The sequence below is a fragment of the Verrucomicrobiia bacterium genome, assembly GCA_035765895.1.
Classification (GTDB): Bacteria; Verrucomicrobiota; Verrucomicrobiia; order Limisphaerales; family DSYF01; genus DSYF01.
On the sequence record DASTWL010000039.1, the window covers coordinates 135,261 to 162,115 of the forward strand.

Sequence of the window (26,855 nt, forward strand, 5' to 3'; positions counted from 1 at the left end):
TTTCCAACTTCCCGCAACGGGCCTCACAAACCGGTCGGATGGTCCAAAAACACCCACGGCACGCGGAACTTTTGTGAAAGGTGCGCGGCCAGCGCCTTCACGCCGAACGTCTCCGTGGCGTAGTGCCCGGCATAAAACACGTTCACCCGCAGTTCCTCGGCCAGTGCAAACGTCCAGTGCGGCCCCTCGCCAGTGATGAACGTGTCCACGCCCTCCTTTGCCGCCTGCTTCAGTTCGCCGCCCGCGCCCCCGGTTACGACGCCAATGCGCCGGCATTGTTGAGGACCGCCGGGAATGACTTCCACCCGGCCGCCCACCGCTTTCGCCAGTCGCAACGCCAGTTCGTTGCGCGGCAGCCGGGTCATGGTTTGAAATCCCAGCGCCGTGCCGCGACTGACAAAAAACGGCTTCAATTTCCGGAAGCCCAGTGCGGCGCACAATTGCACGTTGTTGCCCAGCTTCGGGTGCGCGTCCAGCGGCAGGTGCGAGCTGTAAATGGCCAGGTTGTGATCGAGCAACAACCGCAGCAGCTCGTAGTTGGTCCCGGTCCACGGATGCCGCGCCCCCCAGAACAATCCGTGATGGACCAGCATCAGGTCGGCGCCCGCCGCGATCGCCTTGCGCACGGTGGCCGGCGAGGCGTCCACCGCCGCGGCGATACGCGTCACGGTGCCGCGATTCTCGACCTGCAAGCCATTCACCGCGCCGTCGTAATCCTGAATGTCGCCGGTGCGGAGCAGCGTGTCACAATGCCGGACGATTTGGACGAGCGAAGCTTTGGCCATGGCACTCTTGAAAGTTTTGTCGAAGCAGACCTTACTTAAACTATCCGAACAGATTTTAACAGCTCTACATACCCGATTTTCCGCGAGGAGAATAAGGTGCTGATTCCTGTAACTGTAATGGCGTTAAAGTTTCCGCACGAATTTAAGAAAACTGAAGCCACCGAATAATTTTCGCCTAGCCGATGTGGCGTTTGAATCGCTGAACAATAAGTCTTCATTCGGCGAAGGAGTCTAGCCAATGCATATTCAACTTTTTCCGGTGGGATACTTCTGGGGCCACCCCCTAGAACTGCAAGTCGCTCGGGAAGCGCAACCACTTGGTGTGCGCCAAGCCACTCCTGAATGGAGAGCCAAAACAGATCCAACACCTTAGATTTTTCGGATGTCCTGCCCAATGCGAGGTAAGTTGAATAGTCGACCAAGAACACTTCAAAATAAAGCCATTCATCGATAACTGCATCGCGTGATATTTGTGCCTCCACTGGGAAAAACTCCCTATCCTCAGCAAATCCGGCAGCATGTCCGTCTCGCAGACGCTTGAAAAACTCGGCTCCAATCTCGGTGCCGGACACTTTTCTTTTTAAGAACGACAACATGAAGTTCGATGTGAACCAAGTCGATTGGCGAACAGCAACTCTCTTCGAGTTGCGAAGCTATGTTTGTAGCTAGGTCTGTTCAAGCTGTTTCACGACTTGACTTTGAGATTCGACCAGGATGCTTATCTTGACTATAAAACAGTCGCCCAAAATAATTTGATGAATTCCCAAACTGCCTATTGAATTCCCGCCGCGCGTTCCTATGATGCGCGAATTGAACGACGTTCGATGAGCAATTCTTCCGAAGCCAATGGCGCCTGGGACATCCAAGCCGCCCGCGACCTCTATAACATCCGCCGCTGGGGCGCGAATTACTTCGACATCAACGAAGCGGGCCGGGTGGTGGCGCGCCCGCAGCAGGACGCCGGTTGCGCCGTGGACATCACCGACGTGATCGAAGAGGCGAAGGCGCGCGGGCTCAAGTTCCCGCTGTTGATCCGCTTTCAGGACATTCTGCGCCACCGGGTCGAGGCGCTGAACCAGGCGTTCCGGAATTCCATCGCCGAATACGGCTACCAGGGGCGTTACCGCGGCGTGTTTCCCATCAAGGTCAACCAGCTCCGCGAGGTGGTGGAGGAGATTCTCGACGCCGGACGGCCATTCGAGTTTGGTCTGGAGGTGGGCAGCAAGCCGGAACTGTTCGCCGGGCTCGCGCTGCAAGGCGCGCCGGGAACGCTCATCATTTGCAACGGCTACAAGGATTCGGGCTTCATCAAGATGGCGCTCCTCGGCATCAAGCTGGGCAAGAAGGTCATCATGGTCGTCGAAAAACTGGAGGAGCTGCGCCAGATCATTACCGTGTCGAAGCAGCTCGGCGTCGAGCCGCTCATCGGGATCCGCGCCCGCCTGCTCTCGAAGGGCGCGGGTCGCTGGGCGGAAAGCGGCGGCGAAAACGCCAAGTTCGGCCTGAGCACGGCGGAAATCCTCGTCGCCGCGCAACTGCTGCAGAAGGAGAACCTGACCCACTGCCTGAAGCTGCTGCATTTTCACATCGGCTCACAGGTGCCGGACATCTTGACCGTCAAAAAGGCCGTGCAGGAAGCGGCGCGCTTCTACTCGAAGCTGCACAAGATGGGTTTCCCGATTGAGTTCTTCGACGTGGGCGGTGGCCTCGGCGTGGATTATGACGGCAGCCGTTCGGCGTTCGACAGCTCGACGAATTACACGCTGCAGGAATACACCAACGACGTCGTTTATTACCTGGCCGAGGTCTGCAACGCCGAAAAGGTGCCGCACCCGAACATCGTGAGCGAAAGCGGCCGCGCCATCGTCGCGCATCACAGCGTGCTGGTGGTGGAGGTGTTTGGATCAATTGAAAAGACGCGCGCGGAGGCACAGTTCGACTACGGCGAGAACGAGCATGCCCTCGTCCGCGAACTGCTGGACATCCGCAAAAACCTGCCCAAACAGAACAAGCTGGAGGCCTATCACGACGCATTGGAGCGCAAGGAGGACGCGCAACAGATGTTTGCCTTCGGCGTGCTGGACCTGATCGACAAGGCCAAGATCGAGAATCTCTACTGGGAAATCAGCGCCGCCGTGGTGGAAAGCTTCAAGGGCCAGGCCTACATCCCGGAGGAAATCCGCAAGCTCGAAGATTCCCTCGGCGACCAGTATCTCTGCAATTTTTCCGTGTTCCAGTCGCTGCTTGACCATTGGGCGCTGGACCAGCTTTTCCCCATCATGCCGCTGGCGCGGCTGGACGAACGCCCCACCCGCGAGGCCACGCTGGTGGACATCACCTGCGATTCCGACGGCCAGATCAACAAGTTCATTGACCTGCGCGACGTGCGCGACACCCTGCCCCTGCATCCGCTGCGCACCAACGGCAACGGCAAGCCGGAGCCCTACTTCATCGGGTTTTTCCTCATGGGCGCGTATCAGGACATCATGGGTGACCTGCACAACCTGTTTGGCCGCGTCAATGAAGTGCACGTCTTCCTCGATCCCGACGAGCCGGCGGGCTACTACATCGAGGAAATCATCGAAGGCACCACCATCGTGCAGGCGCTGGGCGCCGTGCAATACGACGAGCACGAGCTGAAGCGCCAGATGAAGTCACAGATGGACGAGGCCATCAAATCCGACCGCATGAAGCCCAGCGAGGCCATGCGGCTGCTCGACGATTACGAGCGCGGTTTGAAGGAATACACCTACCTGAGCATGTGATGCGCTGGCCTCGTTTTGCTGGCCGGAACTGCCGGCTTGTCTTTTCCCCGGCCTTCCGGCTTTCTGCCCGCGCACCGTGGCTGATTTGACTCCCAATCCCGAACTGCTCCGCTCGCTGGGCCGGCTCGCCCGCGGGCTTTCCTGTCTTTTCTGGGGGCTCCCGTTGACGCTGCTGATCTGCGCCCAAGCCGTGCGCACCGAATGGCTGCGCTCCTTGGGCGTGGTGCCGCCCGTGCTGACCACCGGGCTGCTGCTGTTCGGCCTCTGGCAGATGCGCACGTTCCAGCCGCAGGAGCGCGTGTGGACGAATTCCTTGTGGCAGACCCGTCTGCTCGCCACGGCCAATCTCGGCCTGAGCCCGTTCCTGTATTGGTGGAGCCAGGTGCCGGGCAACGGCTATTTTCTCGCGGCGGTTGTGCTGTTCGGCCTGGGCAGCATTGCGTTTCTGACCAGTCTGAACACCACCATTGAACGGCTTGGGGCCATGTTGCCGGACGAAACGCTGCGTTACGAAACCCGGCAGTTCACGGCCGTCAACCGCTGGCTGCTGTTCCTCCTGCTCGCGGTCGTGGCCTGCTTCTACGTGGCCGCCCACTCACCTGAACTGGCCAGCCGTTTTGCCGGCCTGCTCAACACGATGGCGCGCCTCTACCGCTGGTTCATCATCGCCTTCATCCTGCTGCCGGTGGCCATGACCATGGCGCTGCTCTGGAAGACCAAGGAAGTGATTCTGCAAAGCGTCTTCGGCGGGGAGCACTGAACTGCGGGCCGTTCAATTCAACGTCTCGGCCACGCGGTAGCGAAACATGCGTTTCTTCATCCAGCGCACGGCCAGCAAATCATAAAATGACGCGAACAGCCGGTTCCACACGCCATAGTGCGAAACCCCGGCCGTGCGCGGATTGTGGCTGATGGTCACCTCGCCGACCGTATAGCCCTCGATCTTGAACAGCGTCGGCAGGAACCGGTGCATGCCCTTGAAGAATTTCAGGTTGTCCACGCATTCCCGCTTGAACGCGCGGAAGCAGCAGCCCGCGTCGCTGATGGTTTCACCGGACAGCTTGTTCCGCACGGCGTTCGCAATGCGCGAGGAAATGATGCGGATGATGTTGTCACCCTGCGCCCGCGCGGCCACGCGCGTGCCGCAGACACAATCAAACCGCTGAAGTGCCGCGATGAATTTCGGCAGGTCCACCGGGTCATTCTGCAAATCGGCATCCAGCGTCACGATGTATTGTCCGCGTGCCGCCTTCATGCCGGCGAACATCGCCGCTGACTGGCCGCAGTTGCAGGCGAACTTCAGCCCGCGGATGCGTTGATCCGCCGCCGCCAGTTCCTGCAAAATCTTCCACGTGTTGTCCGTGCTGAAATCGTCTGTCAGCACGATTTCGTAGGAGAGCTTCACGCCGTCCGCCGCCTGCGCGATGGCCGCCACCAACGGGCGCAAATTTCCCTCCTCATTGTGACAGGGAATGACGAAACTGAGGACTGGCGCGGGATCGCTCATTTAAATCCGGGTGGGACGCTAGCAAGCCGCCGACGGCATCGCCAGCGGCAAAACTCGGGCGGCCTCAATTCACCAGTCGATACCAGTTGTCGCGCTGGCGGGGCTCGTAGCCGAGGTCGCGGATAAGCCGTTGCATGTCGGCCACGGTCATGCGGAAGGTCGTGCCGGCACTGCTGACCACGTTTTCCTCGATCATGATCGAGCCCAAATCATTCGCACCATATTTCAAGGCGACCTGTCCGATGTCGGGACCTTGCGTGACCCAGGAGCTTTGCACGCTGGGAAAGTTGTCGAGGTAGATGCGCGCGAGGGCCTGCGTCTTCAGGTATTCATGCGACCCGACGGTCGGCGCCTTGAGCACGGCGTTCTCGGGCTGAAACGTCCAGCAGATGAAGGCCGTGAACGCACCGCCCTTGACGGTGCCCGTTTCGAGCGCATTCGCATACGCGGCCGCATGTTCGATGGGCGAACTCCCCCAATTCCGCACGCCGCACTCCACACTCCGCATTCGGGCCAGCGACTTGTCCTGCTGCGCCCGGACAAACTCCAGATGCTCGATGCGGTCATCCATCGTCTCGACGTGACCGAACATCATCGTTGCCGAGCTGGCGAGCCCCAGCGCGTGCGCGACGTCCATCACGCCCATCCACTCGTTCGACATCGCCTTGAGCGGCGCGATGCGCTGGCGCACGCGGTCCACGAGGATTTCCCCCCCACCGCCGGGGACGCTCCCCAGGCCGGCGGCCGTGAAATCGCGCAGGAGGGTTTCCACCGGCTCATTGAAAAACTTCGCGAACGCGATGAACTCGCTCGGGCTGAAGCCGTGCACGTTGAAGCCGGGAAACTTGGCTTTGATGTGCGAAAGCAGGTCCAGATACCACTGCTTGGTCAGCTTGGGGTGGTGCCCGCCCTGCATCAAAATCTGCGTGCCGCCGAGGGCGATGGTCTCCTCGATCTTCTGGTCCATCTCCGCCGTGGTGATGACGTAGGAGTCGGCATCCTTTTCGGTGCGGTAGAACGCGCAGAACTTACAATAGACGTTGCAGACGTTCGTGTAGTTGACGTTGCGATCCACGATGTAGCTGATGATCCCCTCCCCTTGGCCACCGTGCGCCGCACGCCGATGCAACTGCCGGCGGCGGTCCGCCAGTGCGCCGAGTTCTTCCAGCGGCAACGTGGCCAGCCGGCGGGCTTCGTCGGCATTGATGCGGCCGCCGTCCCAAACCTTCTGCAACAAGCTGTCGAGTGACGCGTCGTAAATCACGGTGGGAACGTAGTGGAAACTGGCATCCGGGACAAGCAAGCGCCCCCTCAAAACATGATCGCCGCCGCCACTTCCCTGGCCTTCGCGTCGCCGAACAATTCGCTCACCAGTTCGAGGCCAAATTCAATGGCCGTGCCCGCGCCACGGGAAGTGATCAAGTTGCCGTCCTTCACCACGCGTTCCGCCACCAGGGCGGCCGGCAGCTCCTGGTGCACGGAGAAATGAGCCGTAAAACGTTTGCCCACAAGCAGCCCGGCATCTGCCAGCACAGCCGGCGCGGCGCAGATCGCCGTGACGGGTTTGCCCGCGGCAGCAAACTTCCGGGCGAGCTGCGCGGGCCGGCCGTCGGCCCGCAAGGCCGTCACCCCCGGACCGCCCGGAATGAACAACAGGTCAAAGGCGTCGTTCATCACCTGGGCGAGTTCGGCGTCGGCCTGAATGGCCACACCGCACCGGCCGGTCACCAGCTTGCCCCCTTTGACCGCCGCCAGGATCACCTCCGCCCCCGCGCGCCGCAGCAGGTCGATCGGTGCGATGGTTTCAATTTCCTCAAAGCCGTCCACCAACAGGCAAAGCACGCGCGTTTTCATGGCGCCGCCAAGATAACAGAGCGGACGTGAAATTAAAACCACCGGCCGCCCGGTCGCGCAACCACGTCCTCCCTTCCGGCGCCACCTGCAAAAGCCCTTCCTTTCACCGTCCGTTTGCCGCATAGTGGGGCCATGCCGTTTAAGAGTCTTGGGCTGTCCGAATCGATTTTACAGGGAGTCGCCGCGATGGGTTACACGGATCCAACGCCGATCCAATTGCGCGCCATTCCGCTCATCCTGCAAGGTCGGGACGTCATCGGCAGCGCCCAGACGGGCACCGGCAAGACTGCGGCGTTCGCCCTGCCCATCCTGTCGCAACTCGGCGAACACCAGTCCCGGCCGCGCGTGCTCGTCCTGGAGCCCACGCGCGAGCTCGCCGCCCAGGTCGAGACAGCCATCCGTGATTTTGCCCGCTTCACCGATTTGACCGTCGCCGTGTTCTACGGCGGTGTGGGTTACGGAAAACAAACCGACGCGCTGAAAACCGGCGTGGACATTCTGGTGGCAACTCCCGGCCGCTTCCTCGATCACATGAGCCGCGGCCTGGTCAAGTTGGACGCCATCAAATACCTCGTGCTCGACGAAGCCGACCGCATGCTGGACATGGGCTTCCTGCCGGACGTGCGCCGCATCCTCGACCGCTGTCCAAAACAACGGCAAACCTCGTTGTTCTCCGCCACCATTCCGCCGCAGATCGAGTCGCTCATCAAATGGACGATGACGAATCCCGAGACAATCGAGATTGGCGCCCGGCGGTCGCCGGCGGAGACCGTCAAACACGTCATCTATCCCGTGGCGGAAGCGCAGAAAACCGACCTGCTGCTCGAACTGCTCAACCGCGTGAATTACGACTCGGTGATTGTGTTCTGCCGCACCAAGCACGGCGCCGACCGCGTGGCGCATCTGCTCAAGAAGAACAATCACGCCGTGGCCGTGCTGCACTCCAACCGCACGCAAAAGGAACGCGAACAGGCGCTGGACGGCTTCCGCAACGGCCGCTTCGAGGTGCTCGTCGCGACGGACATTGCCGCGCGCGGACTGGACATTTCCAACGTCAGTCACGTCATCAATTACGACGTGCCGCAGCATCCGGAGGATTACATCCACCGCATCGGGCGCACCGGCCGCGCGGAAAGCACGGGCGACGCCTTCACCTTGATGGTGGCCGAGGACGCCACCCACGTGTTCGACATCGAGCGCTTCATCAGCCAGAAGATTCCGCGCGAAAAGCTGGAGGGCTTCGACTATCGTTACACCGCGCTGTTTGAGGCCGAGAAGAAGGCCGAGTCGAACGTTCGTCCGCAAAAAATCCAGGCCGTGCGCGTGCACGGCGGCTACTATTTCGGCCCGGCCAAACGCCGGCGGCGGTAAGCTGGTGGGCAGGCATCCCACCGGTCCGTTTGATGTTTCATAAATCTGACACCGTCCCTAATCGGTTGACCCGCCGGACAGGCAAGACGCCTGTCCCATTAATTCTATGACCCCAAAACTTTTCTCGGAACTCGGCCTTTCGCCCGAGCTGCTGAAGGCCGTGGACAAGCTCGGCTTTGAGCAGGCCTCCCCCATTCAGGCTGAGTCCATCCCGCTGTTGCTCACTGGCAAGGACATCGTCGGCCAATCGCAGACCGGCTCCGGCAAGACGGCCGCGTTCGGCATCCCGGCGATTGAAAAAACCGATCCCGCCAGGCGCGAGCCACAGGTGTTGATCCTTTGCCCCACGCGCGAACTCGCCGTGCAGGTTTCCGAGGAAATCCACAAGCTCGCATTCTTCAAACGCGGCATCCATGCGCTGCCGATTTATGGCGGGCAATCCTACGAGCGCCAGTTCTGGGGCTTGAAGCAGGGCGCACAAATCATCATCGGAACGCCGGGTCGCGTCATGGACCACATGCGCCGCGGCACGTTGCGGCTCGACACGGTGAAGATGGCCATCCTCGACGAAGCCGACGTGATGCTCAACATGGGTTTCCGCGACGACATCGAAACCATTCTCCAATCGGTTCCGAAGGAGCGACAGACCGTGTTCTTCTCGGCCACGATGCCGAAGCCCATTCGCGACCTCATCGAGAAGTATTCGCGCGAGCCGCAGAGCGTGAAGATCGAGCAGAAGGCGATGACCGTGGCGACCGTGGATCAGGTGTATTACGAGGTGGACCGCCGCTTCAAAATCGAATTGCTGACCCGGCTCGTGGACATCCACGACCTCAAGCTCGGCATCATTTTCTGCAACACCAAGCGCATGGTGGATGAACTCGCCGACCATCTGGAAGCGGCGGGTTACTCTGCCGACCGCCTGCACGGCGACATGAGCCAGGCGCAGCGTGACCGCGTGATGAACAAGTTTCGCAAGAGCGGGCTGGAATTCCTGGTCGCCACGGATGTCGCCGCGCGTGGCATTGACGTGGACGACGTGCAGGTCGTCTTCAACTACGACCTGCCCTACGATCCAGAGGATTACGTGCATCGCATCGGCCGCACGGGCCGCGCGGGCCGGAGCGGGCGGGCCATTTCATTCGTGGCGGGCCGTGAGATTTTCCAAATCCGCCACATTGAACGTTTCACCAATCAACGCATCCAGCGCGGCCGCGTGCCCACGCTGGCGGAGGTGGAGGAGGCACGCGAGAATGTGTTCCTCGACAAGCTGCGCGCCACGCTGCAAAGCGGCGATTACAAAAAGCAGGATGCGTTGATCGAGCGGTTGCTTGAAGAGGGCCACACTTCAACGGACATCATCTCGGCCTTGTTGCACCATTTGCAATCCGGCGAAGCCGCTCCCGCAAAAACGCCCAAGACTGAATCCTACGAACGGCCCGAGCGCCCGCGCCCGGAGCGTTTCGAATCCCGGCCGCGCCACGAAGACGCACCCGCACCGCGGCCCAAAGTTCCCATCAGCGAACGGATCGTTCCCCCGAAACGCCCGGCGTCCAAGCCGGCGGTTCACGTTGCGCCCCCCCCCCGCAGTGCGGCGGCTCCCAGCCGCAGCACGTCCTCTGTGAAGGAGGCTCTCGACACGCCAGCATCGCACCACTTGCGGGATGCTGGGGCCGAGGACAGCCGCGCTCCGGTTCAAGGGGAAAAGACCAGCCGCAAAACGCCGGCTGGCCAGGTGCGCCTGTTCATCAGCATTGGTGCGGAAGCGGGGGTTAAACCGATTGACATCGTGAACAGCATCGCCGGCGAAACCGGCCTGCCCGGCAAGGTGGTCGGCACAGTGGACGTCCGTGAGCGGCATCTGTTCGCGGATGTGGCCGAGGAGCACGCCCACGCCATCATAGCAAAGCTGAACCGCGCGGAAATCAAAGGACAGCGCGTGAAGGTGAAATTGGCGTAAGCCAGGGAATCTGCCGTGCGCCGGTGAGGCTATGGCACCGGCTGTGCGACGCGAAACAGCTGCGGCAGGCGGTTGGTGACCAGGGTTGTGTAGGTGTGTTGACCGATGGTTTCCGGCACCGTCGTCCAGTTGGTTGAATCGATGCTGACCTGGAGCGCTGTGTTGGTGGTGGCCGCGACCCATTGCAACGTCACCGAATTGGTCGCCCGGGCGAGGTTGAGCCCGTATTCGCGATAACCGTGCGACGTAGGCCAGGAGCGCGTAGCCAGCAGCAATTCCTGTCCCCAACTTGCCGTGCGGGCGGACACCATGGCATTTCCACCTCCCGCCAGTTGGAAGCCAATCGCCTCCGCGCCATCAGGCGTCTGCACATTGGCCGTCACGAGCCCGGCGTTGCTGCTCGAAAAAGTGCCGCTCGCCGGCAACCCGCTCAAACCGATGAAAAAGCCGTCGTAACCGGCAAACAACGCCTGACGCTGCGCGCCAAAACCGTCCAATCCGTCCAGCCCGATGACCTGGCCGAACCCATTCTTGAGCTGCGTCAGTTGTGGCGCATCGTAGGAGGCAATCCGCCAATCCGCCGCCAGGGCCGCCGGTGGGACATTGGATGAGACTCTGGTAAAGAGGAGCAGCTCCTGGAAGTTGTCGTAGGTGTCGTGTGCTGCGCTGACCACCGCCATGAGGTCTTTGCTGGCGTTGATGAACAACGTAAAGGTGTTGGTTTCCTCGGCTGTCATCACCGTCACGTTTACCGTGCCGTTACCGACGCTGTCCACGGTCCCGGACATGGAGTTGCCCGCCGTGCCGCTGAACGTGCCATCCGCGTTCACCGTCATGTTGCCGGTGCCGGTCTGGAAGCTGCCCAGCCCCTGCACGTTGATGAGCTTGTTGGAGCTGTCAAATTCCAGGTCCAATTGATAAGGCGTCTGAAAACTGCTGATGTTCCATTGCCCCGTCAGATCGTTGGTCGTCAGCGTTCCCGGCGCCCGCAGCCCGAGGATGAAATCCTGGTAACCGTCAGACAGGGAACCGGCCATGGTGATCACGTCCGCGGTTTGATTGAGGTTGAAGGTCAGCGACGGCGGACCATTGGTGCCATCGAGGTTCAGAACGAGTTCTCCCGCGTCGCCCAATGCAGCCGAGCCGCTGATGGGATCCGGAACGGCCCCGGAAAACGTGCCATCCGTCTGCACAGTCAGGCTGCCGGTGGAGCGGTCGAAATTGCCCGCTTCCGGGATGCCGGTGACAACACCCTGCGCATCCGTCTCCAGGGTGAGCCGGCTGGGCGTGGTAAAGTTGATGATGTTCCAGTCGCCGGCGGCGTTCGTGATGTCCTGCGCCCGCAAGGCAGACAACGGCCAGGACGCAGTGAAGGTTGCAACCGCAATCCAAAGAGGCGAGAGAGTCCTTTTCATACGACAGCGTGGCGACCCTAGCAGGCCGGGGTGGAATTGGGAGCGATTTCTGAAGGCAGCACGTGCTACCTCAGAAAGAGAAAGCACAGGGCCAGCACCACCGTCGCCGGAAGGGCGCCCAGCAACAGACCCAGCGGCGAAATGCCGTCCGGGAAAAACTTCCCGAGAATGGACTGTCCGGCGGGATTGGGTGCGTTGGCAATCACCGTCAAGCCGCCGCCCGTAACGGCGCCCGCGACCACGGCGTGTTTCATGCCCTCCGTCAGGTTCGGCACCAGCGTGGCCAGATAGGTAATGGCGGCGTTGTCATTGAAGGCGGTCAGACCAACGGCCCCCAGCATCAACGGCACCTCAGTCAGACGGCTCAGCACGGGCGAAATCCACCATTGCTGCAGGCCGCCATGAATCACCAGTCCCGCCAGAAAGAAGCCGACCAGAATCGGCGAGCGTAGCTGCAGTTCGGACTGCCAGTCGTCGGTCACCTCGTAAAACGCGAGGAAGAAGAGAAAGCCGCCAATCACCAGCGCCGGGTAATGGGCGTTCAGAACGGTCCAGGCCATGAACAACAAATGCCCCACGGTCACCCAAATCGGAATGGCGGCGGCCGGCCGCGCCTCGGCCCCGGCGGTTTTCGCCGCGATCGCGAGCTGCTTGAATTGTTTGCGAAAGAGGAGGAAGTAACCCGCATTCGCCACGGCAATGCCGAGCAGGGCTTCCATGCCGAAGTGCCGGAACATGTAGGGCGTGTTCCAGCCCCAGGTGCCTGCCACCATCAGCACGGGCGGCGCGGCAAAATGCGTCAGCACGCCGCCGACCGAAACGTTCACAAAGAGCAGACCGAGGGTGGCGTAGGCCAGCCTGGCAGGCGGTTGCAGCGCGTAGAACTGTCGCGCCAGCAGCAGCGCGGAAATCGTCATCGCCGCGGGTTCCGTAATCAACGAGCCCAGCACGGGGCCGATGGACAGAATCGAAAGCCACCACGCCGCCGGTCCGCCGCCTCCCAGCCGGGCCACGAAGCGCAGGCATTGCTCGGCCAGGTGCAGGATCGGCCGCGTGGACGCGATGGCCATGATCACCACCACGAACAGCGGCTCGTTGTAGCTGACGCGATGGTTGACGTATTGAATTGCGGGTTCCCAGCCCACTTCGAAAATCATCAACGCAAACAGCGGCAGCACCCAGATCCCGAAGACCGCCTCGACCTCGCCCAGAAAATGCAGCACCCGCGCCGGCACGCTGGCCTCCGATTCTGGATCCTTGCCCGCTTGTTTGAGCCGCGCCCGTTGCCGGTCCTCCAGCACGTGCGCCCAGTGGCGAAACCGGTGCGTGAGAAAGGTGTGAATCACCGCCAGCAGAAACAAGATGCTGGCCCACAGATTGAAAGGCTCATGCTCGATCCGGTTCTTCAACACGTCCACGAGCCGGGTCATGCCACCATCGCCGTAGGATTCCAACGACGGCGGAAACGTCGCGGTGCCGGCGGCCGGTCCGCCGCTGGCCGGCGCATTAACGGCAAACAACAGCAGCGCCGCCAGCAGGCTAGCCAGCCTCAAGTTTGATGGGTTCCGCGTGTTCATGAACGGTTCGTCCAAGAAACAACACTCCTGCGCGCTTGTCACCGGCAAATCACTTGAAATGAAACCATGCATCACGGAGTCTGGACATCGTGAGAACGTCAGTCCCGAGTTCAGCCGTCAGCGATTCCGCCGGGCTGCCGCGCGAAGAAGCGGCGGCCTGGCGGGCCATCGGAGCTGGCTGGCGCCAGCTTTACGGCGGCTTCCGCACGCTTGGCGTGAGCTTTGAATGGCACGATTTCAAGGCCGGGACGCCGGTGGATTGGGCGCGCAGTTTTCACGAAGGCAGCACGGAAATCTGCCTGAACCTTTCCGGCCACGGCACCGTCCGCTGGAACACCACCGAAGCCCGGTTCAATCCGATGACGGCAGGGTTCTATTGTCGCGGCAGCCAGCCGTTGCACGCCGAGCGCAACGGCCGCGAACGCCATCAATTCATCACCGTGGAACTGGCGCCGGAGTTTCTCGCGCGCCATCTGGCCGGACAGGAAGACGCCCTGCACCCGCTCATTCGCGCCGCCGTGGCCGGCAAAAAAAGCGTGTCGGGCGTGGGTCCTGCCGAGCCCCTCACCGCCACGCAGCAACAACTCGTCACCAGCCTGCGCAACCCGCCGGTGTTCGCGGCCGCGCAAGGCTTGTGGTTCCAAGGCAAGGCGGCCGAGTTGATGGCGCAACTGTTCTTCCGCCCCGAAAAGGAGGAATTGTTCTGCACGCGCCAGCATCGCCTGGCCAAAGAACGGGCCGAACGCGTCATCGCCATCCTGCAACGCGATCTCGCCAGCCCGCCGAACCTGGACCAAATCGCCCGGGAAGTCGGGTGCAGCGCGTTTTACCTGAGCCGCACCTTCTCGCAGGAGACCGGCTCGACAATCCCGCAATACCTCCAGCGCCTCCGCATGGACCGCGCGGCGGAACTGCTCCGCTCCGGCAAATACAACGTGACCGAAGCCGCCCTCGAAGTCGGCTACTCCAGCTTCAGCCACTTCAGCCTCGCCTTCCGCCAGACCCACGGCTGCTGCCCGGGCTTGTTTCCGGTGGTGAAGGAGGAAAAACAATCGCGGCAAGGGGTGGAAAACTCACGCTTATTCATCGTATAATACCGGCTTAGAACCAGCCTGTGCTGCACACCCTTTGGTCAAAATTATTCCGGCTGAATGATCCGCGCAGCTCTGGCTCAATATCCGGCGAGCAATCAGACAATCAACTTGAAAGAGGAATGACCGCCATGGACACGCGCTTTCAGAACATCATCTCAAATGTCGAACCACTTCCTGATTCAATTTATGGGCCTCGTTATCGCTGTGCCCTCATGCTGAAGGATGGCACACACATTCCGTGTGCGATCCTTCAATCAAAGACAAAGCTTGTTGAGCTGGCTAAGCGCCGAATTAAGGAGGAAATGTCTGGAGGCGGTAAACTTGGCGGCCCAGACCCTTACGGACAAATTCTCTCCGTGTTCGTGGCGGGAGGTAACAAAGTAAATGATTACGACGTAGCATCAGCCACCTTGTCTCGCTACGCACCTCCACTACCTTTGCTAAAACAAATCCACGGAGAGACGACGATGGGGTGGACGGGGTGGGTTTTTGAAATGAAAGACGGCAAGATGTTCTCCTATGGCTCCAGCTACACCATGGAGTTTTTTGATCTCCCTGAAGGATATTCGTTCGATGACGTAGTGAAGGTTCACAACCATAGTTTCCTTTCGTTGGAAGGATCTTTGGTGGGTCTCGAACGCGGCGGAAAACCTCCCGTCGACTACTGTATTGATAAACTTCTCCGAGAACGGGTTTATTTCACATGCCATATCGACGGGATATAGCCGTTACCATGCACCTCGACCAACTCCCCCGCTTCCCGCTCGCGAAATTACCAACACCCATACAGGCGCTGCCCGCGCTCACCCGCGTCCTCGGCGATCCGGGCCTGCTCATCAAGCGCGACGTCCCCGTCCCGTAGGGACGTCCGATAATAGCCCGGCGTTTCAACGCCGGGTTCGACGCCGCGCGCCACAAGTCCCGAAGGGACGGCTGACCGGCGTGTTAACATTCTTCGGCCCGTGTCAACCGTCCCTTTGGGACTCATCCCTCGCGACACCTTTTTCCCGGCGATAAATCGCCGGGCTATTTTCATTCGTCCCTACGGGATCAACCCACCAACACCTTTGCATCATCGCATTGTCTGGCCTCAATCCCACAAATACCGTTCGTCATATTCGATGCGGTGCCTTTTCAACAAGGCCACGAACTCTTCTTGAAACGTCGTCTTCCGATGATGTTCTTCCTGCCCGCGAATGTATTCGACGACGGACTCCACCCGCGACTCGCTGACGCTGAACGCGCCATACTTCTCCTGCCACGCGAATTCGCGGTGTTCAGGGAATGTCTCATGCACCCATTTGGAAGAACCGCCTTTGATCAATTGCAGGGCCTTGGCAATGGCCATCGTAGCCGGAATCGAAAGCAGGATGTGAACGTGATCCGCAACGCCGCCAATCTCGATGGCCTTCATCTTGTTCTGCCGCGCGATACCGCCAAGGAACGGCCAGAGGCGTTCCTGCAAGGCTGCTGTAATCAGTGGCCGGCGCCCCTTGGTGCTAAAGACACAATGGTGATAGGAACTGACGTAGGACATGCCAGGATTCAGCCGTCCCTTCGGGACCTGCGCAATTCCGAATTCACGCCCCGGCGTTGAAACGCCGGGCTATTGTCGGGTGTCCCTGCGGGACAAATCTTGGCCTCGGGCTCACGTTCCGCGTGCGGAAGGCCAATTGCGCGCTGGCCGCCGGTGCCGCCTTCTGCCACTGGACGTTCAATGTTGGATGTTCGATGTTTCCCCTGCTTCAGTCACCGCAATCCACCGGCAATAAATCGCAATCCACCGGCAGCGGTCTTTGGCGCATTTCCCTAATCTTCCGTCCGTGCGTTGCTGGAAGGCCCGGTTGTTCCGCATCGTTTGCGGAGCGGTCTCACGGAACGCACCGGTCGCAAGACCGCCGGATTGTTGTTCACCATGAAATTGAAGAGTTGTCTGCTCGCCGGGTTGGTTGCTTCAGGCGCCGGCTTGCTTCCCGCGCAGGCCACGGACCGGCTGTTCACTTACACTTACGAACCCGAAACCATGCCCCAAGGCGGCATGGAGTTTGAGCAGTGGATCACCTCCCGGGCCGGCCGGACCGGGGCTGTTGGGGAGGACAAGTTCCACCGCTGGGATTTGCGGGAGGAACTCGAATACGGCGTGTCCGACAACTACACTGTTTCGCTCTACCTCAACACAAAATCAGAGAGCTATGTTGATTCCATGGGCGAGGATTTTTCCAAGTTCAGCTTCGACGGCATTTCGCTGGAGAACAAATACCTGGTGTTGAACCCGGCGGAACATGCGGTCGGCTTGTCGCTTTACCTCGAGCCGAGCTTCGCGGGCGACGAGGCCGAGCTGGAGCAGAAAATCATCCTCGGCCAGCGCCACGGCGACTGGAAATGGGCGTTGAATCTGACGCATGCCACCGAGTGGGAGGACAATTTTGAAGCAACGGTCGGTGAAGTCGAAGGCAGCTTCGGCATCGCCCGGCATCTGAATGCAAACTGGGCCATCGGCCTTGAAGCCCGTTGCAACAGCGAGATCAAGGAATATGAGAACTGGGAAAGCACCGCCGTTTATGCCGGCCCGACCATCAGCTATCGCACGGACAAGTGGTGGGCGGGGCTCTCCATCATGCCCCAGGTGTGGGGCCGCAACTACGAGGGCAACCCGGACGGCAATCCGCATCTGGATCTGGATCACAACGAACGCCTCAACGTGCGGCTGATCATTGGCATTGACCTGTGAAGTTTCCATTATTGTTGCTGGGGGTGGTGATGCTGGCCGGCGGTTCCCTGTCGCAGGGCGCGGAGCTGTCGGCACTCGAGTTGAAAACCGCCCGGAAGATCTACGTGGGCAAATGCGCCAAGTGTCACAAGCTTTACGATCCCAAACAATATTCGCCGGAAAAGTGGGATGAGTGGATGGAGAAGATGAACCGCAAAGCCAGGCTCAAACCAGAACAGATTGAGTTGCTGGCCCGCTACTTGGCCGCGGGCAGGGCCGGCAAGGTGCAATTGCCAAAATAAGCACGATTGGTTGGAAGTAAGTTTGCAACTTGGCCGCGTCGCGCTAAAGGTGTGGCGCGATGATTGTCGAACTAGTCAACACCGGTTCGGAACTGCTGTTGGGCCGGACGCTCAACACGCATCAGCAATGGCTCTGCCGCCAGCTCACCGACCGGGGTTATCTGGTCACCCGCCAGGTGGCCATCCCCGACACGGGTCACGATATCCAACAGGCAGTGCGCGAGTCGCTCGGGCGCGCCGATCTGGTCATCGTGACGGGTGGGCTGGGGCCCACTTCCGACGACATCACGCGTGATTTGATCGCAGCGCTGCTCGACCGGCCGCTGCAGGAAGACCCGGCCATCGTCGCTTCGCTCAAGGCCTTTTTTGCCCGGCGCAACCGCCCCATGCCGCCCGCGAACCTCGTGCAGGCCCAAGTCCCCGAAGGTGCGCTGGTTCTGCCCAATCCCAATGGCACCGCGCCGGGCCTCGCGATGCAGGTTTCACCGAATGCCTTTCGGGCCGGCGGCAAATCGAGCTGGCTTATTATGCTGCCCGGACCGCCCCGCGAATTGCGTCCCATGTTCACCGACGCGGTCGTGCCCCTGCTGCAAAGGGAACTGACACCCATCCAGTTTGTCTGCCACACGCTGCGCACCACCGATCTCGGCGAGTCGGCGTTGCAGGAGCAAATCGCAGGGCCATTGCAAACGCTTGTCAACGCCGGCCTTGAACTCGGCTACTGCGCCCGGCCGGGGGCAGTGGACGTGCGGCTCGCCGCCCGTGGCGCGGCGGCCGAAAAGCTCGTGGCGGATGCTAAAGCCGTGGTTACACGGCTGCTCGCAAAGTCCATTTACGCAGAGGACGATGACGAGCTGGAAACCGTCATCGTCCGCGAACTCACTGCGCGCCGGCAGACCCTGGCGCTGGCGGAATCCTGCACGGGCGGCTGCATCGCGCACCGCATCACCAATGTTCCAGGCGCATCGGCGGTGCTCATCGCCGGCCTGGTAACTTACGCCAATGCCGCGAAGGAAAAATTCCTTGGCGTGCGGCCGGACACCCTGGCCGCTCACGGTGCCGTGAGCGAAGCCGTTTGCCGCGAGATGGCCGAGGGCGCCCGAAGGGAAACCGGGGCGGACTTCGCCATCGCCGTCACCGGGATTGCCGGTCCAAGCGGCGGATCGCCGGAGAAGCCCGTGGGGACCGTCTTCATCGGTGTGAGCAGCGCCCGGGGCACGATCGTCCTGCAACAGCTCAACCGTTACGAACGTGAGGCGTTCAAACAGATGACGGCCCAGCAGGCGCTGGATTTGTTGCGCCGGCAAATCGCCACGTGAGTTGCAGGCCGGACGGGACGCCTCGCCCCAACAAAAAACCCGCAGGCGTATGCCTGCGGGCTCCAAAAATTTGACGGGGATTCGCCTTATTCGCCGTCGTCACCGATGGCTTCAACAGGGCAGCCTTCCTTGGCCTCCTTGCAGCGCGCCTCTTCATCCGGCGATGCGGGCTGCTTGTAAACGATGGAGTAACCACCGTCTTCGTTGCGTTTGAAATTGTCCGGGGCAGTTTCGCGGCACAGGTCGCAGTCAATGCACTGGTTGTCCACGTAATATTTGCCCGGCGCGTTCTCGGGGTATTTGTTTGCTTTATCGGCCATAAATCAAAATCCGTTTGTGGCTCCATGAAACCGCCTTGGCGGGCAAAACGCAAGTTGCAATCCGACGATGCTCAGCCCTTCAAAGCAAGCACCGCAGCCTCCGCGGCGCGCAGCAACGGGCTGGGATAAATGCCAATGAACAGGATGCCCGCCATGCACACCAACACCATCGTCTTTGCGGGCAACGACATCGGCAGTTCGGACAAGTTCCGCCCTGCCCGGCCCCAGTAAATGGCCCGCACTACACCAAAGTAATACGCCAGGGACATCACCACGCCTGCCAGCGCCACGGCGACCAGCCAGTAAAAGGCCGGGTGGGCGGCCCCGGCCAGCAAGGCGGACTTGATGAGCAGAAATTTGCCAAAAAAGCCTGCCAGCGGCGGAATGCCCGCCAGCGAAACCATGCTGAACGTCAGCGCCGCCGCCAGCAGCGGCGAGCGTTGGTTCAGCCCGGCCAGCGCCTCGATGTCTTCCGCGCCCGTCTCGCGCAACACGAGAGCAATGACCAGGAAGGCCGCCAGGACCGTGAACAAGTAGCCACCGAGATAATAGAGCACCGCCGACTGCCCCGCCGCACTGGCCGCCGCCACGCCGAGCAGCAGGTAGCCCGCGTGGGAAATGCTCGAGTAGCCCAGCAGCCGTTTCAAGTTTGTTTGCGGCAGCGCACACAGGTTGCCATACAAAATGGTCAGCGCGGAAATCACCACGAGCAGTTTCCACCAGTGCGCTGTCACGTCCGGCACAGCGACAAACAGCACACGGAGCAGCAATACAAACCCGGCGGCTTTGGAGCCCACCGCCAGGAAAGCCGTCGTTGGCGTGGGCGCGCCTTGATAAACGTCCGGCGCCCAGATCTGGAACGGCACCGCCGAGATCTTGAAACCAAGACCGACGAACAGGAAAAGCAGGCCGCAGAGGAAGAGCTTGTTGCCGGCCAGATTCGCGCCGGGTTCCGCCAGCTTGGCGGCGATGTCGCCGAAGTTGAACGCGCCGCTGGTGCCATACATGAACGCAATGCCGAAGACCATGAACGCCGATGACAGCGCGCCGATGATGAGATACTTCACGCCCGCTTCGAGCGAGGTGCTGCGGCCGCGCTGAAAGCTGACGAGCACGTAGAACGTCACGGTGATGAGTTCGAGCGCAACGAACAGGAGCGCGAAGTCGTTGGCCGAGGCCGCGAACATCATGCCCGCCGCGGCGAACAGGATGAGCGAGTAATACTCCGAAATGCCCGCCGCGATGCGGTCCGAGTATTCCGCGGCCATGAGCAGCACGAGAATGGTCGCCACGAGGAAAAAGCGTTTGAAGAAGAGCGCCATGCCATCGAGCACAAACATGCGGCCAAAGGCGAACTGGGGTTCGGCCGGCAACGGCGTCAGGAAGCTGCAAATCAGAATGGCCCCCACGCCCGCCGCCGCCAGGCAGCCCAGGTTGCGCTTGCGCTCCGCCGGCAGCCACAAGTCCGCCAGCAGCACGCCCACGCCGAGCAGGATGAGCGTCAATTCATGTTTGAGCAGGAGAACGTTCATCGCGTGACCTCCGTCGTGGCGTCGCCAACGAGCGACGCTGTTTGCGAACCTGCCATGGGTGGGTGTTCCGTCGCACTGGTGTCACGCACTGTGTTTGCCATCGCTACAATCTGCTCCGCGGCGGGCTTGATCTTGTCCGTCAACAACCGCGGAACGAAACCAAAGAGAATCAGCGCACCCAGCAGCACGACGAACGGCAGCTTGCGCCACAGGTTGCCGGCATCGGCGATGCCCGCCCACGCCGCTTGCTCCGGTCCGTGCAACACGGTCCGCACCGCGCGCAACATGTAAACCGCGCCAATGATGAAAGCACCCCACACGGCCAGCACCATGACCACCCGCAGGGCCGGCTGGCTCCAGGCGCCGAAAAACACGCTGACTTCGCCGGCGAAATTCGCGAAGCCCGGCAGGCCGCAGCCCGCCATGGCCGCCATGACCAATGCCGCGCCAATGAACGGCAGTTTGCGCAGCAGGCCGCCCAGCTGCTTCATCTCCAGCGTGCCGGTCTGGTGGTAGAGATGGCCAGTGAGGCCAAAGGTCAGCGCCGCGAGGAAACCGTGCGCGATCATCACGAACACTGCGCCCGTGACGCCGATGAGATTCAGGCTGGCAATGCCGAGAAAGATGAAACCCATGTGCGCCACGCTGGAATTGCCGACAAGCAAATTCAAATCCCGCTGGCGCATCGCCGTGAGACCGCACCACAGGATGTTGCCGAGGCAAAGCCACGCCAGAACGTGCATCCAGCCGTGCGCCGCCTCCGGCATCAGCGGCAGGGCGACGCGAATGAGGCCGTAGAGACCGAACTTTTTCAATACGCCCGCGTGCAGCATCGCCGTGGGGGAGGGCGCGGAACCGTAACCCAGCGGCGCCCACGAATGGAACGGCCAGAGTGAAACGAGAATGCCAAACCCGAACAGCAGCAGCGGGAAGATGATGCGTTGCGCGCCTGGCCCCATCGGATTCTCGTGGAAGAAAGCAACCAGGCCCGGAATGCTGAAGGTGCGCTGCGCCTCGGGCACCTGCAGGTAAAGCAAGATCAGCCCCGCCAGGGCGATGAGCGCGCCGACGCTGAGATACAGCGTGATCTGGAACGTGGCAAAGTTCTTCTGCTCGCCGCGACCCCAGACGCCGATCATGATGAACGTTGGCACCAGCGCCAGTTCGTGGAAGAAGTAGAAGAAGAACAGGTCGAGCGACGCGAACGCGCCGAGGATGCCGCCGGTCATGACGAGCAGCAGGATGTAAAATTCCTTCTCGCGTTCCTTGATTTCCCACGAGCAGCACGCCGCCGCGAAGGCCACGATCGCGCCCATGAGCACGAGTCCGACATTGATGCCGTCAACGCCGACGAAGTAGCTGATGCCGAGTGATTCCACCCACGGAAGCTGTTGCACGAAGCGGTAGCCGTCCGCATTGGCTTCGGCACCGGGGAAGAGCAGGAACATCTTGATCGCGAGCAGCGCCGAGATCGCCGTGGCGCCGAGCGCGACGAGACGCATGACGAAGCGGTAATTGCGCGGCACGAACGCCAGCACCACCGCCGCCAACAGCGGCCAGCCAAGGATGTAGGTCAACGTGGACATGAATCACCTTCCCAAAACGAAGAACAAAATCACCGCCACACCCAGCACGAGCAGAAAGGTGTAGGTTTGGAGGTTGCCGTTCTGCACGAGCCGCAACGCGCGGCCAAACAAATCCGTCGCACCGGCGGTTCCGCGCACGGCGGCGAAGCCGATGAGCCAGCGGTCGAACCAATCCGTCACGGCGGCCACGGTATCGTGGACCTTGATGACGGTGGCCTCGTAAAGTTCGTCGAAGTAAAACCGGTTCCGCATCCAGCGCGAAAGCGCACCCAGCTTCGCTGGCAACGGGTCTTCCTTCGCCTTGGCGTAAAGCGCGTAGGCGGCAAAGAAGCCAACCGCCACCGCCGCCAAGCCGCCGATCGCGACTCCAAATGCATGGTGGAAGGGATACACGAGTTGAGCCAGAACGCCTTGAGCTTCTTCACTGTGCTCAGGGGACAAAGCGCCGCCGAAAAGATGTTCAATGCCAATCACCCCGCCGACGACACTGGCCGCCGCAAGGATACGAAGTGGCCACGTCATCACCCACGGTGACTCATGAGCATGACCGGCTTCAGGCGTGCGCTCGCTGCCCAAAAAGGCAACGAAGACGAGCCGGAACATGTAGAACGTGGTCAACGCCGCCACCCCGACGCCGGTCAAATACAACGGCAGGCTTTCCTGCTTCGCCGCGGCCAGGATGGCGTCCTTGCTGAAAAAACCGCTCATTGGCCAGACGCCCGCCAGCGCCAGCGTGCCCACCATGAACGTCCAGAACGTCACGGGCATCTTCTTCCGCAAACCGCCAATCTTCCAAATGTTCTGCTCGTGATGCAGCGCGTGAATGACCGAGCCGGCGCCAAGAAACAGCAGCGCCTTGAAAAACGCGTGCGTGGTCAGATGAAACATGCCCGCCGCCGGAGCCTGCACGCCGACCGCCATCACCATGTAACCCAGCTGCGAGAGCGTCGAATACGCCAGGATGCGCTTGATGTCGTCCTGCTGCACGGCAATCAGCGCAGCCAGCAACGACGTGAAGCCCCCGATCCAGGCAATGACATGCAGAGCGTCCGGTGTGAAGACGAAGAAAACCCGCGACAGCATGTAAACGCCCGCAGCCACCATCGTCGCGGCGTGGATCAACGCACTAACAGGCGTGGGGCCTTCCATCGCGTCCGGCAGCCAGACGTGCAGCGGGAATTGCGCGGACTTGCCTATGGCGCCGCAGAAGATCAAAAGCCCCGCGGTCGTGGCAAGCGCGCCAAATGCCGCGGGATTCTCAGTCAGCCGGGTTTGCAATTCGCCGAAGTTGAGCGAGCCGAGCGTGACCCAGACGGTCAAAATGCCCAGCATGAAACCGAAGTCGCCGAGGCGGTTGGTGATGAACGCCTTCTTCGCCGCATCGGCTGCGCTGGCCTTCTCATACCAGAAGCCGATGAGCAGGTAGCTGGACACGCCAACCAGTTCCCACGAGATGAACATCTGGAGGAAGTTGTTCGCCAGCACGATGCCGAGCATCGAGAACGTGAACAGGCTCAAGCTCGCAAAGAACCGGCTGAAGCAGCGGTCCTCGTGCATGTAGCCCCACGAGTAGATGTGGATCGCGCTGCCCACGCCCGTCACGACGAGCAGCATCATCAGGCTCAATGGATCAAGGCGCAGACCGAAGTCGGCTTTCAACGCACCGATTTCCAGCCAGCGGAGCGAAACTTCCTTCAATGCCGGCTCAAAACCGTTCACACCGATGAACACCACGCTCAGGATGAACCCGATGACGACCGCGCTGACGGAGAGCGTGGCGCTGGTCTTGCGGTCCTGCTGCGTGAAAAGCGTGATCACCACCGCTGCAAGCAGCGGCAGGAACAGGATGATCCAAGGCAGGAATTGCAGTTGCATCGTCAAAGTTTCAGGGTCGTCAAATCCTCAACGTGCGTGGTCTGCCGGCGGCGGAACAGGGCCACAATGAGCGCCAAACCGACGGCAACCTCCGCCGCGGCCACGGTGATGATGAAGAACACCATGACCTGGCCATCGAGGTTGTTGTTGAACCGCGAGAACGCGATCAGCGCCAGGTTCGCCGCGTTGAGCATCAACTCGAGCGACATGTAAATGACGAGGATGTTCCGGCGCGTGATGACGCCGAGCAGCCCCAGCGCGAACAGCACCGCGCTGACAACCAGGTAATGTTCGAGGCCGATGTTCATTGGCATGAGAAGATAGGAGGTAGAAGATAGAAGTTGGGAGAAGCCGCGCGACGCGAATCCCCAACTTCTAACTTCCAGCTTCTAGCTTCTAAATTCATTTCAGGTCCTTTTTGCTGAGCAACACCACACCGACCATGGCCACGAGCAGGAGGACCGAGACGATTTCGAAGGGCAGCAGGTATTGCGTGAACAACAACCGGCCCAGTTCAAAGGTGGACCCCTCCGTGTTGGCGAGCGCACCGGCGCCGGGTTTCGTCGCCAGCAGGCTGAGCACAAAAATCACAAGAATCGCGCCCACGGACACCAGTCCACCCACCAACCCAAGTCCCTTGATCTTGCGGCGCTGTTCTTCCTTCAGGTCGAGCAGCATGATGACGAACAAGAACAACACCATCACGGCGCCCGCGTAAACAAGCACCTGCACCGCGGCGAGGAAGAACGCGTGCAGCAGCGTGAATAACCCCGCGAGGCAACCCATCGTCAGCACGAGGAACATCGCGCTGGTGACCGGGCTGCGGCTGAACGGGTTCGCCACGACCATGATCGCGCAGATCACGGCGAGCGCGGCGAACAGATAAAACAAGTATGGTTGGATGTCCTGCATTTCAGGGCTTCACCGGGAAACTCTCCTGCTCTTTGGCTTCCTCCAGCTTGTGTTTCCACTTCTGGGCGCCGGCGTGCGTGCCGCCGAGCGACAGGAGCTTTTCCTTGTTGTAAATCATCTCGGCGCGATTCGTGCCGACGTGCGACCAGTCCTTCTGGAGGAAGATCGCCTCCTCCGGGCAGACTTCCTGGCAGTAGCCGCAGAAGATGCAGCGGAGCATGTTGATCTCAAATTCGGCGGGCATCTTCTCCGCGTTCGGGCGGTCGGCCTGCTTGCCGGTCGGGCCGGGCGGCGTGATCTTGATGGCCTTGGGCGGACAGATGAATTCGCAAAGCTGGCAGGAGACGCACTTGGTGTTGCCTTCCTGGTCCTTCACGAGGTAGGGCGCGCCGCGATAACCCTCGGGCACGACCCAGCGTTCCTCGGGATACTGCATTGTGACCGGTTGCCGCTTGAAGACGACCTTGATGAAATGCCGCACGGTCACCTTGAATCCGCCGAGCACGGCCGGAACGTAGAGGCGCTCCCAGAAATTCAGTTTTTTGCGTTCGACAATCATTTCAGCGGTCTTAACTGCGGAGGCGCGGAGACGCAGAGGAGAACCGGAATGAACTGCAGTTCAGTTCCAGCGCGCCTGTCCCGGTTGCCTTCGCAAATTTTGAATTCATTTTTCTCCGCGCCTCTGCGTCTCCGCGGTTAATGTGTGCTTCTCCACCACAGCCAGATGGCCGTCACCACGATGTTCACCAACGCCACGGGGATGAACCGCCGCCAGCCCAAGTCCATCAACTGGTCGTAACGGAAACGCGGCCACATCCAACGCACCCAGATGATGGTGAACACGAAGGCCACAACCTTCGCGAAGAAAATGCCAATGTGCAGGAAGCCGCCTGCGATGGAACTGGCCGGCTGGTCCAAACCAAACCACGGCAGCGTCCAGCCGCCGAAGAACAGCGTCACCATCATCGCCGAGGCGGCGATCATGTTCGCATATTCGCCCATGAAGAAGAGCGCAAACTTGATCGAGCTGTATTCCACGTTGTAACCGCCGGCGAGTTCCTGCTCGGCCTCCGGCAAATCAAACGGCGTGCGGTTGGTTTCCGCAAACGCCGAAACCATGAAGATGAAGAACGACAGCGTCAGCATCGGGCTTTGAAAGACCAGCCAGTTCGGGAGACGCACGCCGCCCAACGCCTGCGGCAGCCAGCTCACGAAGCCGGTTTGCGTCATCACCACCTGGCTCAAATTCAGATCGCCAACCCAGAGGAAAATTGGAATGACCGACATGCCCATCGCGAGCTCGTAGCTGATGAGCTGCGCGCTGGAGCGGATGCCACCGAGGAACGGATACTTGGAATTCGCCGCGTAACCCGCGAGCACGATGCCATACACGCCGAGCGACACGATGCCGAACGTGTAAAGGATGCCCACGTTCAGGTCGGCAATGACCATCTTCTGCGCGCCGATTTGGGAGCCGAATGGAATCACCGCCACCGTCAGCAGGGCCGGAATCATCGCCACGGCCGGTGCGATCCAGAAATACGCCTTCCGCACGTGGGCCGGCGTGAAGTCTTCCTTGAGGAACGCCTTGATGCCGTCGCACGCCGGTTGCAACAAACCGAACGGACCCGCACGATTCGGACCGACGCGGTCCTGAATGGCCGCCGCGACCTTGCGTTCCACCCAAACGGCGTAGGCCACGCAGGTCATGAGCACGGCAAAGACGCCCACGATCTTTATGGCGCTGAACACCACAAAGCCGTGATTCGCGATCAAGTTGTTAAACCATGCAATCATTTCATTTCTTCGGCGCGTTCTCTCTCACTCTGCCCCGCCCCGCTGGGAGAAGGAACAGCGTGCGAACGCTTTCTCTCATTCCCAACTCCGTCAAACCATCGCCGGCTCACAATCCCGCCAAAACCGGCGAACGACTCTCCCTCTCCGTGGGGAGAGGGCCGGGGTGAGGGAGAA

At 60.9% G+C, this 26,855-nt stretch carries 25 protein-coding genes; 9 read left to right on the plus strand and 16 right to left on the minus strand.

The genetic code is table 11. The features are described from left to right. Positions 1–23: 23 nt before the first annotated feature. Both VFV96_08665 and VFV96_08670 read right to left on the minus strand, forming a co-directional pair. Positions 24–785, minus strand: a complete 762-nt coding sequence (locus VFV96_08665) for a Nif3-like dinuclear metal center hexameric protein (GenBank protein HEU5070470.1) — start codon at positions 783–785, stop codon at positions 24–26. A 35-nt stretch (positions 786–820) separates the two neighbouring features. After that, positions 821–1,381: a hypothetical protein gene (locus VFV96_08670; protein HEU5070471.1), complete on the minus strand. Its 561-nt coding sequence runs from the start codon at positions 1,379–1,381 to the stop codon at positions 821–823. 228 nt (positions 1,382–1,609) lie between these two features. On the opposite strand from VFV96_08670, the gene speA reads away from it, so the two are divergent. Then, complete coding sequence (speA, locus tag VFV96_08675) at positions 1,610–3,550, plus strand: biosynthetic arginine decarboxylase (protein HEU5070472.1); 1,941 nt, start codon at positions 1,610–1,612, stop codon at positions 3,548–3,550. A 76-nt stretch (positions 3,551–3,626) separates the two neighbouring features. Then, on the plus strand, positions 3,627–4,310 hold the full coding sequence (locus tag VFV96_08680; GenBank protein HEU5070473.1) for a hypothetical protein: 684 nt from the start codon (positions 3,627–3,629) through the stop codon (positions 4,308–4,310). A 12-nt stretch (positions 4,311–4,322) separates the two neighbouring features. Here the strand turns inward: VFV96_08680 and VFV96_08685 are convergent, their stop codons facing one another. The 3 genes from VFV96_08685 to VFV96_08695 form a co-directional block, all read right to left on the minus strand. Next, positions 4,323–5,057, minus strand: a complete 735-nt coding sequence (locus tag VFV96_08685; GenBank protein ID HEU5070474.1) for a glycosyltransferase family 2 protein — start codon at positions 5,055–5,057, stop codon at positions 4,323–4,325. Between the two features lie 64 nt (positions 5,058–5,121). Then, positions 5,122–6,360: a CofH family radical SAM protein gene (locus tag VFV96_08690; protein ID HEU5070475.1), complete on the minus strand. Its 1,239-nt coding sequence runs from the start codon at positions 6,358–6,360 to the stop codon at positions 5,122–5,124. An 8-nt stretch (positions 6,361–6,368) separates the two neighbouring features. After that, complete coding sequence (locus tag VFV96_08695; protein HEU5070476.1) at positions 6,369–6,911, minus strand: DJ-1 family glyoxalase III; 543 nt, start codon at positions 6,909–6,911, stop codon at positions 6,369–6,371. A gap of 132 nt (positions 6,912–7,043) precedes the next feature. On the opposite strand from VFV96_08695, the gene VFV96_08700 reads away from it, so the two are divergent. Then, entirely contained in the window at positions 7,044–8,282 is a 1,239-nt protein-coding gene (locus VFV96_08700; GenBank protein HEU5070477.1) for a DEAD/DEAH box helicase, read from the plus strand. Between the two features lie 106 nt (positions 8,283–8,388). Next, on the plus strand, positions 8,389–10,242 hold the full coding sequence (locus VFV96_08705; GenBank protein HEU5070478.1) for a DEAD/DEAH box helicase: 1,854 nt from the start codon (positions 8,389–8,391) through the stop codon (positions 10,240–10,242). A 29-nt stretch (positions 10,243–10,271) separates the two neighbouring features. On the opposite strand, the gene VFV96_08710 is transcribed toward VFV96_08705, so the two are convergent. Together VFV96_08710 and VFV96_08715 are read right to left on the minus strand one after the other, a co-directional pair. After that, entirely contained in the window at positions 10,272–11,597 is a 1,326-nt protein-coding gene (locus tag VFV96_08710; GenBank protein HEU5070479.1) for a hypothetical protein, read from the minus strand. A 125-nt stretch (positions 11,598–11,722) separates the two neighbouring features. Next, positions 11,723–13,210, minus strand: a complete 1,488-nt coding sequence (locus VFV96_08715) for a putative Na+/H+ antiporter (protein HEU5070480.1) — start codon at positions 13,208–13,210, stop codon at positions 11,723–11,725. Between the two features lie 113 nt (positions 13,211–13,323). Here VFV96_08715 and VFV96_08720 point away from each other — a divergent pair, with 113 nt between their 5' ends. Beyond that, positions 13,324–14,328, plus strand: a complete 1,005-nt coding sequence (locus VFV96_08720; protein HEU5070481.1) for an AraC family transcriptional regulator — start codon at positions 13,324–13,326, stop codon at positions 14,326–14,328. Between the two features lie 20 nt (positions 14,329–14,348). Next, positions 14,349–15,053: a hypothetical protein gene (locus VFV96_08725; GenBank protein HEU5070482.1), complete on the plus strand. Its 705-nt coding sequence runs from the start codon at positions 14,349–14,351 to the stop codon at positions 15,051–15,053. 365 nt (positions 15,054–15,418) lie between these two features. Here the strand turns inward: VFV96_08725 and tnpA are convergent, their stop codons facing one another. Next, a complete protein-coding gene (gene tnpA / locus VFV96_08730) occupies positions 15,419–15,865 on the minus strand; it encodes an IS200/IS605 family transposase (GenBank protein HEU5070483.1) in 447 nt (148 codons plus the stop codon). A 378-nt stretch (positions 15,866–16,243) separates the two neighbouring features. Between tnpA and VFV96_08735 the strand changes: the two genes are divergently transcribed. Genes VFV96_08735 through VFV96_08745 form a run of 3 tightly spaced genes read left to right on the plus strand, consistent with a single transcriptional unit; the run spans position 16,244 to position 18,659 of the window. After that, complete coding sequence (locus tag VFV96_08735) at positions 16,244–17,059, plus strand: DUF6662 family protein (protein HEU5070484.1); 816 nt, start codon at positions 16,244–16,246, stop codon at positions 17,057–17,059. Then, entirely contained in the window at positions 17,056–17,340 is a 285-nt protein-coding gene (locus VFV96_08740) for a hypothetical protein (protein HEU5070485.1), read from the plus strand. The genes VFV96_08735 and VFV96_08740 overlap by 4 nt, the downstream gene beginning before the upstream one ends. A gap of 59 nt (positions 17,341–17,399) precedes the next feature. Beyond that, positions 17,400–18,659, plus strand: a complete 1,260-nt coding sequence (locus VFV96_08745; protein HEU5070486.1) for a competence/damage-inducible protein A — start codon at positions 17,400–17,402, stop codon at positions 18,657–18,659. A gap of 86 nt (positions 18,660–18,745) precedes the next feature. On the opposite strand, the gene VFV96_08750 is transcribed toward VFV96_08745, so the two are convergent. The 8 genes from VFV96_08750 to nuoH form a co-directional block, all read right to left on the minus strand. Further along, complete coding sequence (locus VFV96_08750) at positions 18,746–18,979, minus strand: ferredoxin (protein ID HEU5070487.1); 234 nt, start codon at positions 18,977–18,979, stop codon at positions 18,746–18,748. 71 nt (positions 18,980–19,050) lie between these two features. Beyond that, positions 19,051–20,511, minus strand: coding sequence for an NADH-quinone oxidoreductase subunit N (locus VFV96_08755; GenBank protein HEU5070488.1), 1,461 nt, complete (start codon positions 20,509–20,511; stop codon positions 19,051–19,053). Beyond that, positions 20,508–22,097, minus strand: coding sequence for an NADH-quinone oxidoreductase subunit M (locus tag VFV96_08760; protein ID HEU5070489.1), 1,590 nt, complete (start codon positions 22,095–22,097; stop codon positions 20,508–20,510). Before VFV96_08760 ends, VFV96_08755 begins: the two co-directional genes overlap by 4 nt. 3 nt (positions 22,098–22,100) lie before the next feature. Next, on the minus strand, positions 22,101–23,972 hold the full coding sequence (nuoL, locus tag VFV96_08765) for an NADH-quinone oxidoreductase subunit L (GenBank protein HEU5070490.1): 1,872 nt from the start codon (positions 23,970–23,972) through the stop codon (positions 22,101–22,103). A 2-nt stretch (positions 23,973–23,974) separates the two neighbouring features. After that, complete coding sequence (gene nuoK, locus VFV96_08770) at positions 23,975–24,280, minus strand: NADH-quinone oxidoreductase subunit NuoK (GenBank protein ID HEU5070491.1); 306 nt, start codon at positions 24,278–24,280, stop codon at positions 23,975–23,977. Between the two features lie 94 nt (positions 24,281–24,374). Then, complete coding sequence (locus VFV96_08775) at positions 24,375–24,884, minus strand: NADH-quinone oxidoreductase subunit J (GenBank protein HEU5070492.1); 510 nt, start codon at positions 24,882–24,884, stop codon at positions 24,375–24,377. 1 nt (position 24,885) lies between these two features. Then, the gene (locus tag VFV96_08780) at positions 24,886–25,443 is read right to left on the minus strand and encodes an NADH-quinone oxidoreductase subunit I (protein HEU5070493.1); all 558 of its coding nucleotides are present in this window, start codon (positions 25,441–25,443) and stop codon (positions 24,886–24,888) included. Positions 25,444–25,580: 137 nt separating this feature from the next. Then, positions 25,581–26,681 (minus strand): NADH-quinone oxidoreductase subunit NuoH, encoded by a 1,101-nt coding sequence (gene nuoH, locus VFV96_08785; GenBank protein ID HEU5070494.1) that lies wholly within the window; start codon positions 26,679–26,681, stop codon positions 25,581–25,583. Positions 26,682–26,855 lie beyond the last annotated feature (174 nt).

Excerpts from the sequence above, each read along its gene's own strand:
- VFV96_08665 (HEU5070470.1), bottom strand. The coding sequence starts at position 785 with ATGGCCAAAGCTTCGCTCGTCCAAATCGTCCGGCATTGTGACACGCTG.
- VFV96_08670 (HEU5070471.1), bottom strand. The coding sequence starts at position 1,381 with ATGTTGTCGTTCTTAAAAAGAAAAGTGTCCGGCACCGAGATTGGAGCC.
- speA (HEU5070472.1), top strand. The coding sequence starts at position 1,610 with ATGAGCAATTCTTCCGAAGCCAATGGCGCCTGGGACATCCAAGCCGCC.
- VFV96_08685 (HEU5070474.1), bottom strand. The coding sequence starts at position 5,057 with ATGAGCGATCCCGCGCCAGTCCTCAGTTTCGTCATTCCCTGTCACAAT.
- VFV96_08695 (HEU5070476.1), bottom strand. The coding sequence starts at position 6,911 with ATGAAAACGCGCGTGCTTTGCCTGTTGGTGGACGGCTTTGAGGAAATT.
- VFV96_08700 (HEU5070477.1), top strand. The coding sequence starts at position 7,044 with ATGCCGTTTAAGAGTCTTGGGCTGTCCGAATCGATTTTACAGGGAGTC.
- VFV96_08705 (HEU5070478.1), top strand. The coding sequence starts at position 8,389 with ATGACCCCAAAACTTTTCTCGGAACTCGGCCTTTCGCCCGAGCTGCTG.
- tnpA (HEU5070483.1), bottom strand. The coding sequence starts at position 15,865 with ATGTCCTACGTCAGTTCCTATCACCATTGTGTCTTTAGCACCAAGGGG.
- VFV96_08735 (HEU5070484.1), top strand. The coding sequence starts at position 16,244 with ATGAAATTGAAGAGTTGTCTGCTCGCCGGGTTGGTTGCTTCAGGCGCC.
- VFV96_08745 (HEU5070486.1), top strand. The coding sequence starts at position 17,400 with ATGATTGTCGAACTAGTCAACACCGGTTCGGAACTGCTGTTGGGCCGG.
- VFV96_08750 (HEU5070487.1), bottom strand. The coding sequence starts at position 18,979 with ATGGCCGATAAAGCAAACAAATACCCCGAGAACGCGCCGGGCAAATAT.
- VFV96_08755 (HEU5070488.1), bottom strand. The coding sequence starts at position 20,511 with ATGAACGTTCTCCTGCTCAAACATGAATTGACGCTCATCCTGCTCGGC.
- VFV96_08760 (HEU5070489.1), bottom strand. The coding sequence starts at position 22,097 with ATGTCCACGTTGACCTACATCCTTGGCTGGCCGCTGTTGGCGGCGGTG.
- nuoL (HEU5070490.1), bottom strand. The coding sequence starts at position 23,972 with ATGCAACTGCAATTCCTGCCTTGGATCATCCTGTTCCTGCCGCTGCTT.
- nuoK (HEU5070491.1), bottom strand. The coding sequence starts at position 24,280 with ATGAACATCGGCCTCGAACATTACCTGGTTGTCAGCGCGGTGCTGTTC.
- VFV96_08775 (HEU5070492.1), bottom strand. The coding sequence starts at position 24,884 with ATGCAGGACATCCAACCATACTTGTTTTATCTGTTCGCCGCGCTCGCC.
- VFV96_08780 (HEU5070493.1), bottom strand. The coding sequence starts at position 25,443 with ATGATTGTCGAACGCAAAAAACTGAATTTCTGGGAGCGCCTCTACGTT.
- nuoH (HEU5070494.1), bottom strand. The coding sequence starts at position 26,681 with ATGATTGCATGGTTTAACAACTTGATCGCGAATCACGGCTTTGTGGTG.